The following is a 17,286-nucleotide window of genomic DNA, read 5'->3' on the forward strand; positions in this document are numbered from 1 at the left end:
TTCTAATTAGGCTTGCATTTCCGCGACCAGCGCAGCCATCAGTTCCGCCACACTCATATCTCTGGTAGCTGCCATGCCCTGCCCGCCCCACATCGACATCAGGCCGGTGTTATTTGCCTTGGCAGCGGCTGCGCGTATCGCCCCCGTCAATGCATTCTGTATGGGATAGGCTGGTACCTTATCTGCAACCGCATCCATGATTTGCATGAAATGATTGTCCAGACCACGGGCAATACGGCCAGAAAAAGCCCGGGTCTGGCGTGTGCTGTCGCTACTGCTTTCCAGCAGGCCTTGTTTATAAGCTGGGTGTATCGCCGATTCCTTGGTCGTCAGGAATGCCGTGCCCATCTGCACCATCTGTGCGCCTGCCTGCAGCACGTGCTTGATCTGCCTGCCATCCATGATGCCGCCAGCGGCGATGATGGGTATTTGCATATGCGGCTTGCAGGCTTCCAGCAAGGCAAACAGGCCCAGTGTCGAATCTTTTTGCGCACCGATGAAAGTGCCACGATGCCCACCTGCCTCTACCCCTTGCAGGCAAACAGCATCCGCCCCCATGGCTTGCCAGACTATGGCTTCCTGCAGATTGGTGGCGGTACCCACCACCTTTATTCCAGCATCATGCAGTCGCTGCAACTGGCTGCCGTGCAAGACATCGAAAGTAAAACTGGCCACGGCAGGGCGGGCTGTGATCAAGGCATCGAGCTGGGCTTCAAAGTCTTCACACCAGCGGGTTGGGGTAGGCAGGTTGTCCCAGCCCAGTTCCTGACAAACCGGTTGCAGCAAGAGCTTGGCTGCTTCCAGAGCTGCAAAATCGACTTGTGGCCGGGTTTGTACGAACAGGTTAATCGCGAAAGGTTTGTCCGTCAGTCTTCTGATGTGTTCGGCCTGTTCTATGATGGCCAGCGGCGTCAGCAGGGGGGCTGCCAGGGAGCCCAGGCCGCCTGCATTCGACACTGCGGCCACCAGTTCCGGGGTGGTGGCGCCACCGGCCATGGGGGCCTGGATGATGGGGTGGGGGCAGAGGGTTGGCAGGCTGGGCATTTAGGGCGCTCCTTTAAATTTGATTTAGCAACAAATGGGAATTCGGTTCTTTTACTCGCATTGATTAATGATTTGCTTTGAACGCTAACTCATTTACTCACTTCTGTCACTTTTATAAATTGCTCTTTAAACGTTTGGTCTTTGAACTACATTTGTCACCATGTTTCGATTGCAGGTCGGGGGTAGCCCGACAGCTACATTCTTTTCTTGTCTCGCCAAGAAAAGAACGCAAAAGAAGGCGACCGAGGCGTCGCTGCCCCCTAAAGGGGGTTCCCGTTTGTGCGGTACAAAAAATGGGAAGGTCCGAAACTCGCTGCGCTCAGACAGCGGCCCTTCTTTTTCCATTTTCTGTACCGCACAAACGGCATCGACACATCGGAGCGGCAAAATTCAAAAACAACGGCAACCCCAAAAACACGGGTTAATTGACCATGCACAACTGCATATGCATAACGGTCGCATTGACGTTGCTTTTGACTCTGTTTTTGATCTTCAACCGCTTGGGACGATGTAATTTGTGCGCCACAGAAAATGGATCAGAAAGCTTCGTTGTTTGAGCGAAGCGAGTTTCGAAGCTTTCCCATTTTTTGTGGCGCACAAATTATGCTGAAGCGTAGCGTAAGCACCCGAAGGGCGAGTCTGCGGTCGCCTTTCTTTGAATACTTTCTTTGGCGAAGCAAAGAAAGTATTTCGGTCGCCGGGCCGAGACCCGGCTTGTGTCCACGGAGGGCAATCCATTTCAAACTATAAACGTATACAACGAACGCCGCTGGGCTCCTGCCTGCGCAGGAGCGACGACAATCTGATTGCCGTTTATCGACAGAACCCCATCCTCATCCCGACCTTATCCTTGAAGGAGAAGGAGCCCGTTCGCCGCTACTTCGCCACCGGCATCGTAAACTCCGCCCCTTTATCTATGCTATCCGGCCACCTCTGCATGATGGATTTATAACGCGTATAAAAACGTATGCCCTCTTCGCCATAGGCATGTACATCGCCAAATAAAGAACGCTTCCAGCCGCCAAAAGAATGCCAGGCCATGGGCACAGGAATAGGCACATTGATGCCCACCATGCCGACCTGGATACGGCGTGAGAATTCGCGTGCGGTGTTGCCGTCCGAGGTAAACAAAGACACGCCGTTACCAAATTCATGGCGGTTGATGAGTTCAACAGCAGAGGCAAAATCAGGGACGCGGACTACGCATAAAACTGGTCCAAAAATTTCTTCGCGATGTATTTTCATGCCCTCTTTGACATGGTCAAACAGGCAGCCGCCAAGGAAGAAACCTTCTTCATGGCCGGGCACTTTCAGGCCACGGCCATCGACCAGCAATTGCGCGCCTTCGGCTATGCCTTCAACGATATAAGACTCGATTTTTGCCTTGTGCTGAGCTGTCACTACCGGGCCCATTTCGGCATCAGACTCCATGCCGTTTTTGATCTTCAAGGCTTCAACCCTGGGTACTAAAGCTTCGACAAGTTTGTCAGCCACATTGCCTACGGCAACAGCGACCGAGATCGCCATGCAGCGTTCGCCGGCAGAGCCATAGGCTGCCCCCATCAGGGCATCAACGGCTTGTTCAAGGTTGGCGTCGGGCATGACGACCAGGTGGTTTTTTGCGCCGCCCAAAGCCTGAACGCGCTTACCCATGCGGGTGCCTTCACTATAGATGTATTCAGCGATAGGAGTGGAACCTACGAAGGAAATCGCAGAGACATCGGGATGCTCTAGCAGGGCATCAACAGCCACTTTATCGCCCTGCACGACATTGAAAACACCATCCGGCAAACCAGCTTTTTTGAGCAGCTCAGCTATCAACAAAGAGCAGGAAGGGTCACGTTCAGACGGTTTCAAGATGAAGGTATTGCCCGTCGCTATCGCCAGCGGTGCCATCCACATCGGTACCATGAAAGGGAAGTTGAAAGGCGTGATGCCAGCCGTCACACCCAGTGGTTGGCGCAGGTTGTAATTGTCGATGCCGCCGCCGATGTTGTCCGAGAATTGCGACTTCAATAGTTGAGGCATTCCACAGGCAAATTCGACGATTTCTATGCCGCGTGTGACTTCACCCATGGCATCCGACAAAACCTTGCCATGTTCGCGGGTGATCAGGGTTGCCATTTCCTTGTGATGCTGGTCCAGCAATTCCTTGAACTTGAACATCACACGGGCGCGTTTTAGCGGCGCAGTTTCTGCCCAGGCCGGTGCAGCGGCTTTGGCGGCAGCGATGACGGCGTGTACCTCCTCTATGCTGGCGAGGGCAACACTGCCCGTCACTTCACCGGTGGCAGGATTGAATACATCTTGCTGGCGACCACTGCCGGATGCATAAGACTGGCCATTCATATAATGCGCAATTGTGGATGTCATAAGTAAACCTTGGGGATAAGTTCCGTCTTACGGAAAGATGCGCACCACAATAATCGACTACCCTCACTAAATCCAATGAGTTATTATCAATAGCAATATAAGGATTGCTAATAATGGACTTGACACAATTACGTGCTTTTGTCGCTGTCGCCAGGGCAGCCAACCTGACCCGCGCGGCAGAGCAATTGCATGTGACCCAGCCTGCCGTCAGCCTGCAAATCAAATCCCTGCAAGAGAGCTTGCAACTGACTTTATTCACACGCAGTGCCAGCGGCATGCGTCTGACCAATGATGGAGCCAGGCTGTTACCCCTGGCAGAAAAAGTCATCGCCAGCATGGGTGAATTCCGCCAGACGGCACAGGCCTTGCACAGCACCATTTCTGGGGAGCTGGCGATAGGGACGATACTGGATCCCGAATTCACCCGCCTCGGGGTATTTTTGAAACGTCTGGTCGAGACTTATCCACAGTTATCTACAAAATTGCAGCAAGGTATGTCGGGCACAGTCTTGCAACAAGTACGGGCTGGTAGCCTGGACGTCGGTTTTTACCTGGGCCAGCCGCCAGATGACGGCAAAACACCTTGTCATAGCCTGGTGCTGACGCCATTTACTTATCGCGTGGTGGCACCCTATGGCTGGAAACACCGGGTAGCGGGCCAGGGCTGGGCCAGCCTGGCCACTTTACCGTGGCTGTGGACACCGGCAGAATCTGCCCATCATCGTCTATTAAGTAAAATCTTCGCCGAACTTGATGTCATTCCCAATAAAGTGGCGCTGGTGGACCAGGAGCCCAGCATGCTGGACCTGGTCAAGTCTGGCGTGGGCCTGAGCCTGATACGCGATTCCATCGCCATACGCGAAGCCCATGCCCATGGACTGGTGATTGCTGACGCGGTCAGCATCACGACTGAATTGAGCTTCATTTGTCAGGAAAAACGACAAAATGAAGCCATGATCGCAGCTAGTTTTGCCTTATTGAAAACGATCTGGGCCTAGACTGCAGACAAAGCCGTCAATCAGGAGAAAATATCTGCCTCTGGGGCAAATTCAGCGGTATATTTCCACAGATTATCTTCATCGGAAACCTGCGTCGTGAAATCCTTGAAATCCTGCCTGGTTTTGTGTCTGGCCATTGCTCCTGCCATCAGCCATGCAGATACGATCAAACTATTGATACAGGAATTCGCGCCTTTCACGCATACCGATGCCAAGACAGGAGAAATTCAAGGGGCCCTGACTGAAAAAATACAGGAAATCCTGAAACGTGCTGGCGATAGCTATATCATCAGCAGCACCTCACTGGCACGCGGACTGAGTTCCACCCTCAATGACGACAATACCTGTTTGTTTGGTTTTCGCCGTACGCCCGAGAGGGAAAATCTGTATAAATGGGTGGGCCCGTTAGTCACTGACAACTGGGTGTTGTATGGCCGCAAAACCGATAGCTTGCTATTGAAAAATTTTGAAGATGCCAAATCCTATTCCATAGGCTCGTACAAAAATGCCGCAACAGGCATACAGCTCAGCGAACAAGGCTATAAGATAGAATTCGCCAATCAGGATGAAGACAATCCACGTCTCCTGGTCAATAACCGGCTGCGTTACTGGATAGTTTCAGAAGCGCATGGCATGGTCATTGCCCAGCAGCTGGGATTTGCCAATGATATAGTGCGGGCCATCAAATACAAAAGCCAGGAGTTGAATATGTTGTGCAACGCCCGCATGGACAAGCAACGCATAGAGCTATACAACAAAATCAACAAAGAACTGGATAACGACGGCACCATGGAAAAAATCACACGCAAATACGGAATTAAATAATGGCCAGATCAACCAAGGCCGCCTATGCCGTCAATCGCCTGCGTGAGCGCAGCAATAATGCCCCCTATTCCATGGTCAGCCTCGCCGATGGCCGCTTTTCCCTGACCCTGGCCAATCTGGAACAGCCAGATGAATTACCAGTCAGCGTCAGCGAGGCCATGGAAATGGATGAATTTGTCGCCTACGTCAACAGCCTGCAAAAACTGGCTCCCAAAAAAGCCAGCAAGCTCGATGTCGCCTTTGAAAAAAAACTCCAGGCCGCCAAGCAAAAGTAATAGGCAACACAGCAAGCCCATTATTAATTAATATATATGCAAAATTGTAGCTGTCAGATCTCCTGTCATTTCATAGGCAAGCCCGAGCTTGCCTGAAATCCCGGTTGGCATCTGGCACCAGCAGTTTTGCGATCATATTTTTATAAGGAAAACCGTATGAAATACACTTGCCTCAGCGCCCTGCTCGCCAGCGCGCTACTGACTGGCATCTTGCCTGTATCAACTGCCCAGGCACAAGCACCTGATAGCGTAGTCGTCAGCAAACTCACAAAAATCGATGAAAAAGTCGGCACAGGAAAAGAAGCCATCATAGGAAGTTCTGTGAACGTGCATTACACAGGCTGGATACACGACCCCTTTGCCAACAGGGAGCGTGGTAAAAAGTTTGATAGCTCGGTGGGCCAACAACCGTTTTCATTTACTGTCGGCGCAGGCCGTGTCATCAAAGGCTGGGAACAAGGCGTTGCTGGCATGAAGGTGGGTGGCAAACGCACCCTGGTTATTCCGCCAGAACTGGCATATGGCGCGGCAGGTGCTGGCAATGGCCTGATACCACCAAATTCGTATTTGATCTTTGATATTGAGTTGCTGGATGTAAAGTAAACGCCTGGCACATTAGACGCCTTTGGCGTGCTTGCTGGCCTTCATCAAGAGGTCGGCTCGCCTTTGTTTTCTGGTATATCTGGCCACATCGAGTCATAGGAATAAATCGCGTAAAAGAAAATCGAGATGGCCAAAACAGTCGCTAAAGTGCCCGCAAAAAACAGGGCGCTCAAGCCCGTGGGAAAAATATACTGATACCAGGCAACCAGGCAAGCAGCGACCATGGCAAAAAATGCCAGGACGATCAAGCGACGGCTTTTGCGCATGGTGCCAAAGCCCATCAGCAGCAGCACCAGCAAGGACAAAGAAAAATTGAGTAAACCCGGCACAAAATTGCCTTTCTTGCTTAATATTAAATTAATAATCTACTATATCAAATTCGACTCTGTTTGCCATTACACAACAGACTTAATTTGTAACGAGACGTCAACATCAGCCTGAATATATTCAGTCTATGTTGTCCTGTACTCCTTTCATGAGCGGCCAGACGCATCAGGAATTTTTATGACATATCTGCTTGCACTAGATCAGGGCACCTCCAGTTCGCGCAGCATCATCTTCAATCACCAGGGTGAAGTGATAGCCACCGCCCAGCAAGAGTTTCGCCAGATTTTTCCGCAACCGGGCTGGGTAGAACATGAGGCCATGGAAATCTGGCAAAGTCAGTTTGCCACCTGCCAGCAAGTCATGCGCAAAGCCGGTTTGCAGGCAAATGACATCGCTGCCATAGGCATCACCAATCAACGTGAAACCACAGTATTGTGGGACAGGAAAAGTGGGCAACCGCTCTACCATGCCATCGTCTGGCAAGATCGCCGTACCGAAGCCTATTGTGATGAGCTGCGCCAGCAAGGCTATGCCGATCGCATACAGGCAAAAACCGGTTTGATACTCGACCCTTATTTTTCTGCCACCAAGCTGAAATGGTTGCTCGATGAGCTCCCGGACGCCCGCCGTCGCGCTCTGGCAGGTGAACTGGCCTTTGGCACCATAGACAGCTGGCTGGCCTGGCAACTCAGTGAAGGCAAATTGCATGTCACCGATGTCAGCAATGCTTCGCGCACCATGCTGTACAACATCCATGAAGGCAAGTGGGATGAAGAATTGCTGGCCTGGTTTGACATCCCCAAAGCCGTCTTGCCTGAGGTTTTACCCTCCAGCCACAAGTTTGGGCAAACCAGCTTACTGGGCTCCGCCATCCCGATCGCCGGTATTGCCGGTGACCAGCAGGCAGCCCTGTTTGGCCAGGCTTGTTTTACCCCTGGCATGGCAAAAAATACCTATGGCACGGGTTGCTTCATGCTCATGCATACAGGCGAGCAATGCCCAAGTTCGCAAAATGGCTTGATCAGCACAGCAGCCTGCCAGACCGATAGTCGCTCCCAATATGCACTCGAGGGCAGCGTCTTCATCGGCGGTGCCGTGGTGCAATGGCTCAGGGATGGCTTGAAAGCCATACAACATTCACCCGACGTGGAACAACTGGCCGCCAGCGTGCCCGATTCTGGCGGCGTGGTCTTTGTACCCTCCTTCACCGGCCTGGGAGCACCTTACTGGGTGCCTGCGGCCAAGGGTGCCATCCTGGGCCTGAGCCGCGGTAGTACGGTTGCCCATATTGCCCGGGCCGCGCTCGAATCCATCGCCTTCCAAAGTACCGCTCTATTGCAGGCCATGGTCAGGGATGCGGTATTCCCCATCCGTGAATTGCGGGTAGACGGTGGTGCGGCAGCCAATAATATGTTGCTACAATTCCAGGCTGATTTATTGGGCATACCCGTAATACGCCCCAAAGTCACGGAAACCACAGCCCTGGGCGCGGCCTATCTGGCAGGTCTGGCTGTCGGTATTTATCAAAATATGGAAGAATGCGCAACACAATGGCAAATGGACAGGCAATTCAGCCCGTCCATGAGCCGCGACGAAGCGAATAATCTCATGCAAAATTGGGAAGTCGCGATAGGAAAAGTAAGATAATCCGTGCAATCTATCCATAGCCTGGATAGGCACTTTATTAACAGATGAAAGACCGGAGAATAAAAATGAAGATCATCAAATGGTCAGCAGGCATACTGCTTATTGCAATTGCATTGATAGTGGCGATAGCCTATTCCTTGCCGAATGAATACAAAGTCAGCCGCAGTGTCGTGATACGTTCCACACCAGCATTACTCTTCCCCATGATAGCCAGCCCCAAGGAATGGAAAAACTGGTCAGTCTGGAACCAGCGTGACCCCGATATGAAACTGGAATTTTCCGGACCAGAATCTGGCGCAGATGCCGCCTGGGAATGGAAAAGCAAGTCACAAGGTAATGGCGGCATGAAGATCACCCATGTGGGCCCGAATCGCATCATAGACTATGAATTACATTTTGAAGGCATGGGTAAACCATCCACTGGTGCTTTCTTGCTGGAAGCACAAGCCCAGGGCACTAAAATTACCTGGACCATGGAAGGTACTAGCGAAGGGAATTTTATGATGAAGCTATTTGGGCCATTTATGGATAAAATGGTGGGCCCTGATTTTGAAGCTGGCTTGAGTAATCTGAAAAAGCTGGCTGAGAAAAATTATGTGCAAAACTAGCAGCCACCCTGGCTAGCGTATTTTCCTCTACCGAATGTATCAATGAAATTCAAGTTTTCCCCGGCCCGGATGTTGTCCCTGGTGTTGCCACTCTTGCTGGCAACACCAGCCCATACCGTTTTTGCTACCGTTGAAAGCAAGGCCGCTACTACCGCTACCACCACCACTCCCGCCAACCCGGCTCTGGGTTCACAAGCGGTATTTGTAGTCGCCCCCGAAGAATTACCCAAGCAAAATGCAGGTGTGCAAATTGACACCCCCAAACAGCTAGCATCGCAGAAAAGCACTAAACCCGATGTTGCCATCCAAGTCTGGTCCGGTCCTGTTCCCCTGGCTGGCGGCTTGTGGATACTGGTCGCCTCCATGCCAGTGCTTGCTTCGCTGTATTTTGCCTATCAATTATTGCTGTTTATTAAAGCCAGACGTCGACGCTTCTCCACAGAACTTGGTAGCAGGTAATAAGTCAGGAGAATAATAATCAAGCTGGTCTGAAGCTAAAGCTTAATATACTTAAATAAGCTGCTTAAGCTTGACTCACTAAAAAAGCATGAATCTTTATTCATGCTTTTTTTTGTGGTTTTCTTATCTGTTTTTCACATAAACTTCATCAGTCTGTCACTTGCCTGTCACCTGCACATCCTAAAGTCTTCCTTATCCAAAACATAAGCGGAGACCAGCATGTCCACGAAAGCCCTGATAGACAGCGCCGTTTTTAATTCCACCACATCTGGCCGCAAGGGCCTGGCAGACAAACTGTTTGCCCACTGGTTCAGCCGCCTCGTGTATGCCCAGATCTGGGAAGATCCGCAAGCCGATCTGGATGCCCTGCAACTCAAACCTGGTGCGAATATCCTGACCATTTCTTCAGGTGGATGCAATGCCCTGGCTTATTTATCTGCCGAACCCGCGGCCGTGCACGCCGTGGATTTGAATGCTGCCCACCTGGCCATGCTCAATATCAAGCAAACTGCCATCAGGCATTTGCCTGATTACGATGCAGTACTGGCTTTTCTGGGCAATGCCGACAAACCGGATAATCTGAAACGCTATAAGCGTCATATACGCATGCAATTGTCAGACGATGCCAGCAATTTCTGGGAAAGTCGCTCTTTATCAGGCAAACCCCGCTACCATTACTTTACCAGGCAGGCTTATCAACATGGCTTGCTGGGCAACTTCATTGGTTTTGCCCATTTCTTTGTACGTCTCATGGGCGGCGACATGAGCAAACTCCTGCAGGCAAAAAACCTGCAGGAACAAGCGCAATTATTTGAGCAATATGTCGCCCCGGTCTTTGAAACCCGTTTATTCCGCCTCATTGCCAGCCAACCCCTGGCCCTGTATAGCCTGGGTATACCGCCTTCCCAATTCGCTGAATTGAAGCATGACGCCAAAGATGGCTTGCATGTCTTGTTCAAGGAAAGAATGCGCCACCTGGCCTGCGATTTCCCACTGGAAGAAAACTGCTTTGCCCAACAGGCATTTGGCCGCCGCTATGACACAAAAAAACAGACTGCCCTGCCCATGTATCTGCAACAAGAAAATTTTCATACTTTGCGTCGCAATATAGACAGGCTGCATCCCCACCATCAAACCCTGACCGGCTTTTTACAAGGCCAGCCACGGGCCTCCATGGATGCCTACCTCTTTTTGGATGCCCAGGACTGGATGGATGAAAGGCAATTGTCTGAACTGTGGCAAGAAGTGAACCGCACAGCCGCGCCAGGTGCCAAAGTGGTGTTCCGCACTGGTGGCAGCACATCGCCGCTGGAAGCCAAACTAGCACCAGAGATGCTGGCGACCTGGCATACCGATGCTGCCCACAACCGCGCCCTGTATGCCACGGACCGCTCGGCCATCTATGGCGGCATGCACCTGTATACCAAGATGTAAGCACCCGTGCATACCTCATTACCGCCACGCGTGGTGGCTGATGCCCTGTGGCTGCTCACTGCGCGTTCCCGTGGTGGCCAACACTGGCTGAATAACGCCAGCTGTGACATCTCCACCATCGATATAGCTGGACAAAGCCAGCCTGTCAGCCTGCTGGAACACAGTTCCTGGCAGGAAAGCTATGTGTCCAGCCCACGCTCCACCTGGTTACGTTATCCACACCAGGAAATGCTGGGCCAGGTCCAGCCCAATATGAGAGCTTTGCTCAAATTGGCTGGCTGTGCCATTTTTGCGCCCTTATCAGCCCTGCTGAAGGCCAGCAAGCTGGACCAGGCAGCCATCGTCGCCAATCACCTGGTTTCTACCAATTTGTATCCAGACTGGACCAGCGACGAGATCCGCGAAGTGACAGATAAATTAGTCGCTACTTATCCACAGCGCCCGCTGATGATGCGCAATATCTGTCCACAAGTGAATCCTGGACTGACAAACAGCTTGCTAGGCAGTGGCTGGCAATTACTGCCTTCACGCATGATCTATGTATGCGATCCACAACTGGCCAGCGTCTGGAAACATAATCATGTCAAACAGGATGCCCGTTTGCTGCACCATCCCGAGGTAGAAGTGCTGGGCCATGAGGCCTTGCAAATGCAGGATATACCGGTATTGCAAGAGCTATACCGCCAACTTTTCCTGGACAAGCATTGTTACCTGAATCCCGCTTTCAGTCCGGCCTTCTTTGAACTTTGTCTGGAAACCCAGTTTCTGGAAATGCATGCCCTGCGCTGGCAAGGTCGCCTGGTCGGTGTTATTGGTTTATATAGCCATCATGAGAATGGCTGGCTGACTACGCCTTTGATCGGTTATGACACCAGCCTGCCAAAAGAACTGGGTTTGTACAGGCGCCTGATGGCCTTATTACTCAAAACAGCCAGGGAAAAGAAGCTGAAACTGCATTACAGCTCAGGTGCCAGCCAATTCAAACGTGCTCGTGGTGGCATGCCTGAGCTTGAATATACCGCCATTTATAACCGCCATTTATCCACAACGGCAGTACAGAGCGCAGCAATATTTGGCCGTTTACTCACTAGTTTTGCGCCAGCAATACTGAAAAAAGCCGATCGCCTCTAGGTTGTAAACCTGGGAATACATGCATTTTATCTGTGGATAAACCTATGCATATCCACAGGATGAAGTGTGCAGAACCAGTTAAAACTTCCAGAAAAATTTTTTTATCCCAAAACCATCCTTTTTTCATACAGGACTTATCAGCACATCTATACATGAACTAAGTACTTGTTTCTGTGGACAAATAAGGACTTGTCCACAAAAAATCGCGCCGTTAACTACTACTACTATGTATATGTAAACTAATTATATTAATTAAACCCTTTTTGAAAAAACCTGGAAATTTTTTTAAAAAATCTGGTTTTGATCAAAATAGAAATGGTTTAGAAAAAACTGAGCGAGATGTCGAAGTTTTAAAAAACTGCTTGCAAGCTTTTATTGAAAAATTTCGGTGGCTTTAAAAACACAGATGTTTTTTTACAGATCAATTCAAGTCTGGAGAACTACTCAGGCTTGAAAACAAGCAAGCTCTTTGCAAAATCACACGAATGCAGTCTTTTTGTGAAAAACCTCGCCTACAAACTGATAAAACCGGTTTTTTTGTGAAATTCCCATTGAAAAACAACATTTTTAAAAAAATTTCTGTGGATAAGTACGCCGATATCCACTGTATTTATTGTGCGTAACCTTGAATTTACTCATCGCCAAGTTTACTGTGCAGATTTTGTCCTGTGGATATACAGACTTTGATCACCGCTTTATCATTTACCTAAACTATTGATCCTGTGGATGTTTACCTACTTATCCACAGCAACATGCCTACGTTAACTACTACTACTATTTATATATAAACTTATTCAATTTAAAGGTATTCACACCTCAAAAAAAGGCAAAAAAACAAAAGCAAAAAACTGTCGTAGAATCCGTAACTCATTCAAATGAAAGGAAACTTTCCATGAAACGATGGTCAATTTTGCTCTTTGTCACCCTGTTGGCAAGTGCTTCTGCCTACGCAGAAAAACCCACGCAAGCATCCGTCAAGGAATTGCTGGTGTTGACAAATAGCCAGCAAATGTTGAAAAGCATAGAAGCGCAGATGGATGGCATGATGAAATCCGTGATGACGAAAGCGCTCAAGGACAAAGGCGTTACTGCTGAACAACAAGCCATCATGGATAAATTCAGGGATAAAGTCATACTTATTCACAGGGAAGAGATGACCTGGGAAAAACTGGAACCTGTTTTCATAGAAATTTATAGCAATTCTCTAACCCAGGAAGATGTCGATGGCATTAGCGCTTTCTATAAATCACCAGCTGGCAAGTCTTTTGTCAGCAAAATGCCAGGAATGATGCAACAGAGCATGTCTGCCATGCAGCAAAAAATGGCACCAATGATGGATAAAATACTCTCAGCTTCCAAGGTAATGGAAGAAGACATGCAAAAGCTGGAACAAAAGAAATAAGTTCATTTTCATATTGCGCAAAGATCGTACTTCATCCGCTATATTGACAAATTGACTGCAACATAAAAAGAATCTTTATCCATGAGTCTCGCAGTCCTGAAATCGAAGCATTTTATTTTTGTCGGACTGGGAACGCTGGGGGATATATTTCCTTCATTAAGCATGGCGGTAGAAATGCAGCGTCGTGGACATCAAGTCACCATGCTGCTTTCTCCAGTTCACGCAAAACATGCAAAATTGGCGGGCATCGCCTGCCATACCCTGGGTACTGAAGCCGACTATGAAGCGGCCTTGCGTAACCCCGATATGTGGGACATACGCAAGGGCATGACGGTAGTGCTCGAAGCAAGTAAGAGTATCTTCACAGCAATTCCTGACTATATCGCTACTTTGCCTGCCGAACAGGAAGGCGTATTGATCGTCCATCCCCTGGGACTATTGGCAGCAGACATGGTACGCAGTTTTCGTCCTGATATCCCTATCATTGCTGCTTATCTGGCACCCTCGAATTTAAGAACCATCCATGATCCCCTGGTTATGGGCGATTTATTTATCCCCAGCTGGTTACCAACTGGCATACGACGTTTCCTGTGGTCTTATGTGGATAAAAATTTTGTCGATCCTGTTGCTTTGCCCATCATCAATCAAGCCAGGCAGACCAGGCATTTAGCACCCATTGCCAGCATGGCCAGTCATATGTATGCCGTACCTGATCTGAATATCAGCCTTTTTCCTGCATGGTTTGCTCCGGTACAGGCTGATTGGCCTATGCCCATGTACATGGGAGAGTTTCAGCTATATGACAGCCAGCCTGATACAGACTTATCCACAGAGTTGCAAGAATTCCTGGTGGCTGGTCAGGCGCCGCTGATTTTTACACCGGGTAGTGGCAATTTACAGGCAGCTCATTATTTTGACTGTGCACTGCAAGCCGTAAAAAAACTGGGAATACGAGCAATTTTCCTGACCCCGCACAGAGAACAACTACCAAAAGAATTACCAGCCGAGATACTCTGGCAAAGCTATCTGCCTTTGCGCAACATTTTGCCGCATGCTGCAGCCATTATCCATCATGGCGGCATAGGGACGATGGCGGAAGCCTTAAGGGCAGGCACGCCACAGTTAGTGACTCCCCTGGCATTTGATCAATTTGATAATGCTGCACGCGTAAAAAAATTGGGCGTAGGTGACTTACTGCGCATGTCGCGTCTGAATACCCGTAAATTGACGTCTGGTTTGCAGCAATTGCTGAATTCCGTAGCAGTTAAAAGTAATTGTGCGGCAGTTGCGAAAAAATTTAACAGCGCGACCTATGCAAAATCTTTATGCGATGTGATTGAAACGGTAAAAATTAAGCAATAAAATAAGTCGTCAATTTTTTTTGCAAAATAGACGAAAACTTATCCACAGCTTATTTTCCGGAGCTTTTTTATGCGCGACTTGAAATGGTCAGATACAGAAAAGAAAATTGCGCGGTCTGTTTTTGATATCGCATTACAAAAAGAACTGGCTGCGATCATGGCAAGATTCAAAGAACTTGCCCTTGCTGCCACTACACCCGACGATCTATGGGAAATAGAGCGCTTTCTTCATCATGCAAGGCGAGGAATAGACGACAAGTATGATTATCGTTATTCACAATTGCCCTTACTGTTCGCCCGGCTGGTGCTGGAAAACTTGATCAAGCGCGAAGAATTACAAAAGCTGGGGCAAGATAAACTGGCAATCATCGATGATGTCATTGAGTTGAATAGAAAATATTCAGCTGAGGATGATGATTAATAGGCGCTAAATACGCGAATTAATACCAGAAGATGATACCTGTAAGAGTACATTGCGCTTTTTGCTCTGTGCTTATGTTGCCCTGCATGTTAGCCCACATATTACTCAGACCTTCTGACGCTCGCTACAGATAGCAAACAGCTTTTCAGCTCATACAACAGTAATCTGTAGCGACCCATGTAGCCTGCGCCATCCTGCTTTCCCAGTCCACATACCCGCTTAAAACGCGACTACGTCGCGCACCTACAGTAAGAAAATAAAAATAAAAAATGCGCAAAGCCATGTCCTGCCTGGCTTTCAGCGGTGTTTCCTGTTGCCAGGATTACGCGACTATTCGAGCTGAATGAAGACTTTTATCATAACCGACATCAATCACTCGTTTATGTAGGGAGTTCTTTAATGTCTTTATCTTCACAATCCTCACCGCCCCTGTCTGCTGCGCCTGCGGCGACTGGGGTTCATGTTTTTTTGAAATTACTGCCGATCTCATTAGCTGTTTTTATAGGTTTTTTGACCATGGGCATGCAGTTACCGGTACTGCCCCTCTATCTGCATACTAGCCTGGGTATGAGTACTCTGGTGGTCGGGCTGGTCATAGGTGCACAATTCATAGTCGCCCTGCTTACCCGTGCGTGGGCAGGCAATTTTGCTGATAGCCGTGGCACCAAACGCGCCGTTGTGACGGGCTTGCTCATCATCGCCAGTTCGGGCCTGCTGTACCTGGCATCATTGCCCTTTGTCTCTACCCCCGCGATTTCAGTCTGGATATTGCTGAGCGGCCGTGTTGTGCTGGCCCTGGGCGAAAGTCTGGTGGTGACTGGTTCCCTGGGCTGGGGAATCGGATTGGTGGGGCCGCAAAATGCTGGCAAGGTCATGGCCTGGGTGGGTATCGCCATCTACGGCGCATTTGCACTGGGTGCACCTATCGGTGTTTTCGTGAATGCACACCAGGGTTTTGCCGGTATTGCGATAGGCACTATCCTGATACCGCTGCTGGCATTATTGATCGCCTCACGTGTGCCAGCATTGCCACCTGCAGCCAGCACACGCATGGCTTTTTACAAAGTGCTAGGTTTGGTCCTCATACCCGGCCTGGGTCTGGCCCTGGCCAGCATAGGTTTTGGTGTGATAACGGGCTTCATTGCATTACTGTTTGCAGCCAGGGACTGGGGTAAATCATCTCTGGCATTCACGGCCTTTGGCGTGGCTTTCATCGGCGCACGTATTTTGTTTGGACATTTGCCAGACAAGCTCGGTGGGGCCAGGGTTGCCCTGGTCAGTGTCATCATTGAAGCTGCTGGATTATTGCTGATCTGGTGGGCAGATACGACGATGATTACCTACCTGGGTGTCGCCCTGACCGGCTTTGGTTACTCGCTGGCCTTCCCTGGTTTTGGGGTAGAGGCGGCAAGACGCGCACCACCACAAAGCCGCAGTGTTGCCATGGGGGCCTATGTGGCTTTCCTGGATATCTCACTGGGTATTGCCAGCCCGCTGGCTGGTCTTATCGCCGGGCAGTGGGGCGTACACACGGTATTTCTTGCAGGTGGTGTGGCGGTAGGCTTGTCTTTGTTGATTGCAGTGCGCTTGTTAGGTAAAGCACCTGTCGGCATACAAAAAAACTAAGATGGTAGGGTGCGTTATAACGCACCGGTTTTCGCACACGGCCATGGTGCGTTATAACGCACCCTACAAAAGCGAGTACCGCCTAAAATGACCTGGCTTCGAGGCTGCTCAGGTAGGCACAAAACATATCGGCCATGGCATCTGCGTAGGCATCTACCCTGTCGGCAGGATAGCCATGCGCCGAGACATGTTCGCCAGCGCTGCCAAGTGTGGTGGATATCAATTCTTCAAGTATGGAGCGCGTTGCTGCCGATGCTGCAGGCAGCAACTCTGCGATGAATACCTGCACGGTAGCATCCCAGTATTGCCAGGCTTCATGGGCTTCGGGGTCATCGTTGTACAGCGGTGCTATATCGGTCAGGGCATTGCGCATTTCTGCTTCTTCACATTCCGATCGGATGAAGGCGTGGACGAGGGTACGCAAGCGTTGCAGCGGTGCCTGCTGGGCATCCTGCAGTATGTCGCGCAACATCCCGCCGGTTTGTCGCCATTCATCGCTTTGCAAGCGAAACAGAATGGCTGCCTTGTTAGGGAAATATTGATACACCGAGCCTATGCTGACACCCGCCCTTTCTGCCACCCTTGCCGTGGTAAATTTCTGCGCGCCTTCTCTTTGTAAAACCTGAAGGGCAGCTTCCAGTATGGTGGCCACCAGATCAGCAGAGCGGCTTTGCTGGGGTTGCTTTCTTGAAGAAATAGGAGGGGTTTGACGTTTGCTCATGGGAATAAGAAATAGGATACAAGCTAGTACT

General features: G+C 49.9%; 17 protein-coding genes. 13 read left to right on the forward strand and 4 right to left on the reverse strand.

Annotated elements, in window-relative coordinates:
- Positions 1-6: 6 nt before the first annotated feature.
- A complete protein-coding gene (locus tag ACO0LF_RS05370; protein ID WP_423012675.1) occupies positions 7-1,044 on the reverse strand; it encodes an NAD(P)H-dependent flavin oxidoreductase in 1,038 nt (345 codons plus the stop codon).
- An 876-nt stretch (positions 1,045-1,920) separates the two neighbouring features.
- Positions 1,921-3,417: a CoA-acylating methylmalonate-semialdehyde dehydrogenase gene (locus ACO0LF_RS05375; protein WP_423012676.1), complete on the reverse strand. Its 1,497-nt coding sequence runs from the start codon at positions 3,415-3,417 to the stop codon at positions 1,921-1,923.
- Positions 3,418-3,530: 113 nt separating this feature from the next.
- Here ACO0LF_RS05375 and ACO0LF_RS05380 point away from each other — a divergent pair, with 113 nt between their 5' ends.
- The 4 genes from ACO0LF_RS05380 to ACO0LF_RS05395 all read left to right on the forward strand — a co-directional run bounded on the left by ACO0LF_RS05380 (position 3,531) and on the right by ACO0LF_RS05395 (position 6,118).
- The gene (locus ACO0LF_RS05380; protein WP_423012678.1) at positions 3,531-4,415 is read left to right on the forward strand and encodes a LysR family transcriptional regulator; all 885 of its coding nucleotides are present in this window, start codon (positions 3,531-3,533) and stop codon (positions 4,413-4,415) included.
- Between the two features lie 96 nt (positions 4,416-4,511).
- Entirely contained in the window at positions 4,512-5,240 is a 729-nt protein-coding gene (locus ACO0LF_RS05385) for a substrate-binding periplasmic protein (RefSeq protein ID WP_423012680.1), read from the forward strand.
- Positions 5,240-5,515, forward strand: a complete 276-nt coding sequence (locus tag ACO0LF_RS05390) for a hypothetical protein (protein WP_423012682.1) — start codon at positions 5,240-5,242, stop codon at positions 5,513-5,515. Before ACO0LF_RS05385 ends, ACO0LF_RS05390 begins: the two co-directional genes overlap by 1 nt.
- 156 nt (positions 5,516-5,671) lie before the next feature.
- On the forward strand, positions 5,672-6,118 hold the full coding sequence (locus ACO0LF_RS05395; RefSeq protein WP_423012684.1) for an FKBP-type peptidyl-prolyl cis-trans isomerase: 447 nt from the start codon (positions 5,672-5,674) through the stop codon (positions 6,116-6,118).
- A 44-nt stretch (positions 6,119-6,162) separates the two neighbouring features.
- On the opposite strand, the gene ACO0LF_RS05400 is transcribed toward ACO0LF_RS05395, so the two are convergent.
- Positions 6,163-6,447, reverse strand: coding sequence for a hypothetical protein (locus tag ACO0LF_RS05400; RefSeq protein WP_423012686.1), 285 nt, complete (start codon positions 6,445-6,447; stop codon positions 6,163-6,165).
- Between the two features lie 175 nt (positions 6,448-6,622).
- Between ACO0LF_RS05400 and glpK the strand changes: the two genes are divergently transcribed.
- The 9 genes from glpK (at position 6,623) to ACO0LF_RS05445 (ending at position 16,534) form a co-directional block, all read left to right on the forward strand.
- The gene (gene glpK, locus ACO0LF_RS05405) at positions 6,623-8,092 is read left to right on the forward strand and encodes a glycerol kinase GlpK (RefSeq protein WP_423012688.1); all 1,470 of its coding nucleotides are present in this window, start codon (positions 6,623-6,625) and stop codon (positions 8,090-8,092) included.
- 65 nt (positions 8,093-8,157) lie between these two features.
- On the forward strand, positions 8,158-8,700 hold the full coding sequence (locus ACO0LF_RS05410; protein ID WP_423012690.1) for an SRPBCC family protein: 543 nt from the start codon (positions 8,158-8,160) through the stop codon (positions 8,698-8,700).
- A gap of 42 nt (positions 8,701-8,742) precedes the next feature.
- The gene (locus tag ACO0LF_RS05415) at positions 8,743-9,159 is read left to right on the forward strand and encodes a hypothetical protein (protein WP_423012692.1); all 417 of its coding nucleotides are present in this window, start codon (positions 8,743-8,745) and stop codon (positions 9,157-9,159) included.
- A gap of 219 nt (positions 9,160-9,378) precedes the next feature.
- Positions 9,379-10,593, forward strand: coding sequence for a DUF3419 family protein (locus ACO0LF_RS05420; RefSeq protein WP_423012694.1), 1,215 nt, complete (start codon positions 9,379-9,381; stop codon positions 10,591-10,593).
- Between the two features lie 6 nt (positions 10,594-10,599).
- Positions 10,600-11,724, forward strand: a complete 1,125-nt coding sequence (locus tag ACO0LF_RS05425; RefSeq protein ID WP_423012696.1) for a hypothetical protein — start codon at positions 10,600-10,602, stop codon at positions 11,722-11,724.
- An 892-nt stretch (positions 11,725-12,616) separates the two neighbouring features.
- On the forward strand, positions 12,617-13,126 hold the full coding sequence (locus ACO0LF_RS05430) for a DUF2059 domain-containing protein (protein WP_423012698.1): 510 nt from the start codon (positions 12,617-12,619) through the stop codon (positions 13,124-13,126).
- An 81-nt stretch (positions 13,127-13,207) separates the two neighbouring features.
- Entirely contained in the window at positions 13,208-14,488 is a 1,281-nt protein-coding gene (locus ACO0LF_RS05435) for a glycosyltransferase (protein ID WP_423012700.1), read from the forward strand.
- A 69-nt stretch (positions 14,489-14,557) separates the two neighbouring features.
- Positions 14,558-14,908: a hypothetical protein gene (locus ACO0LF_RS05440; RefSeq protein ID WP_423012702.1), complete on the forward strand. Its 351-nt coding sequence runs from the start codon at positions 14,558-14,560 to the stop codon at positions 14,906-14,908.
- A gap of 399 nt (positions 14,909-15,307) precedes the next feature.
- A complete protein-coding gene (locus tag ACO0LF_RS05445; RefSeq protein WP_423012704.1) occupies positions 15,308-16,534 on the forward strand; it encodes an arabinose transporter in 1,227 nt (408 codons plus the stop codon).
- Positions 16,535-16,616: 82 nt separating this feature from the next.
- Here ACO0LF_RS05445 and ACO0LF_RS05450 read toward each other — a convergent pair whose 3' ends face one another.
- A complete protein-coding gene (locus ACO0LF_RS05450) occupies positions 16,617-17,255 on the reverse strand; it encodes a TetR family transcriptional regulator (protein ID WP_423012706.1) in 639 nt (212 codons plus the stop codon).
- Positions 17,256-17,286: the final 31 nt, after the last annotated feature.

It is taken from the genome of Undibacterium sp. Di27W, from assembly GCF_049340345.1.
GTDB lineage: Bacteria > Pseudomonadota > Gammaproteobacteria > Burkholderiales > Burkholderiaceae_D > Undibacterium.

Bases quoted from the DNA above. Each gene is read 5' to 3' on its own strand.
- ACO0LF_RS05440 (WP_423012702.1), top strand. From the start codon at position 14,558: ATGCGCGACTTGAAATGGTCAGATACAGAAAAGAAAATTGCGCGGTCT.
- ACO0LF_RS05410 (WP_423012690.1), top strand. From the start codon at position 8,158: ATGAAGATCATCAAATGGTCAGCAGGCATACTGCTTATTGCAATTGCA.
- ACO0LF_RS05415 (WP_423012692.1), top strand. From the start codon at position 8,743: ATGAAATTCAAGTTTTCCCCGGCCCGGATGTTGTCCCTGGTGTTGCCA.
- ACO0LF_RS05390 (WP_423012682.1), top strand. From the start codon at position 5,240: ATGGCCAGATCAACCAAGGCCGCCTATGCCGTCAATCGCCTGCGTGAG.
- ACO0LF_RS05380 (WP_423012678.1), top strand. From the start codon at position 3,531: ATGGACTTGACACAATTACGTGCTTTTGTCGCTGTCGCCAGGGCAGCC.
- glpK (WP_423012688.1), top strand. From the start codon at position 6,623: ATGACATATCTGCTTGCACTAGATCAGGGCACCTCCAGTTCGCGCAGC.
- ACO0LF_RS05375 (WP_423012676.1), bottom strand. From the start codon at position 3,417: ATGACATCCACAATTGCGCATTATATGAATGGCCAGTCTTATGCATCC.
- ACO0LF_RS05420 (WP_423012694.1), top strand. From the start codon at position 9,379: ATGTCCACGAAAGCCCTGATAGACAGCGCCGTTTTTAATTCCACCACA.
- ACO0LF_RS05450 (WP_423012706.1), bottom strand. From the start codon at position 17,255: ATGAGCAAACGTCAAACCCCTCCTATTTCTTCAAGAAAGCAACCCCAG.
- ACO0LF_RS05370 (WP_423012675.1), bottom strand. From the start codon at position 1,044: ATGCCCAGCCTGCCAACCCTCTGCCCCCACCCCATCATCCAGGCCCCC.
- ACO0LF_RS05445 (WP_423012704.1), top strand. From the start codon at position 15,308: ATGTCTTTATCTTCACAATCCTCACCGCCCCTGTCTGCTGCGCCTGCG.
- ACO0LF_RS05395 (WP_423012684.1), top strand. From the start codon at position 5,672: ATGAAATACACTTGCCTCAGCGCCCTGCTCGCCAGCGCGCTACTGACT.
- ACO0LF_RS05430 (WP_423012698.1), top strand. From the start codon at position 12,617: ATGAAACGATGGTCAATTTTGCTCTTTGTCACCCTGTTGGCAAGTGCT.
- ACO0LF_RS05435 (WP_423012700.1), top strand. From the start codon at position 13,208: ATGAGTCTCGCAGTCCTGAAATCGAAGCATTTTATTTTTGTCGGACTG.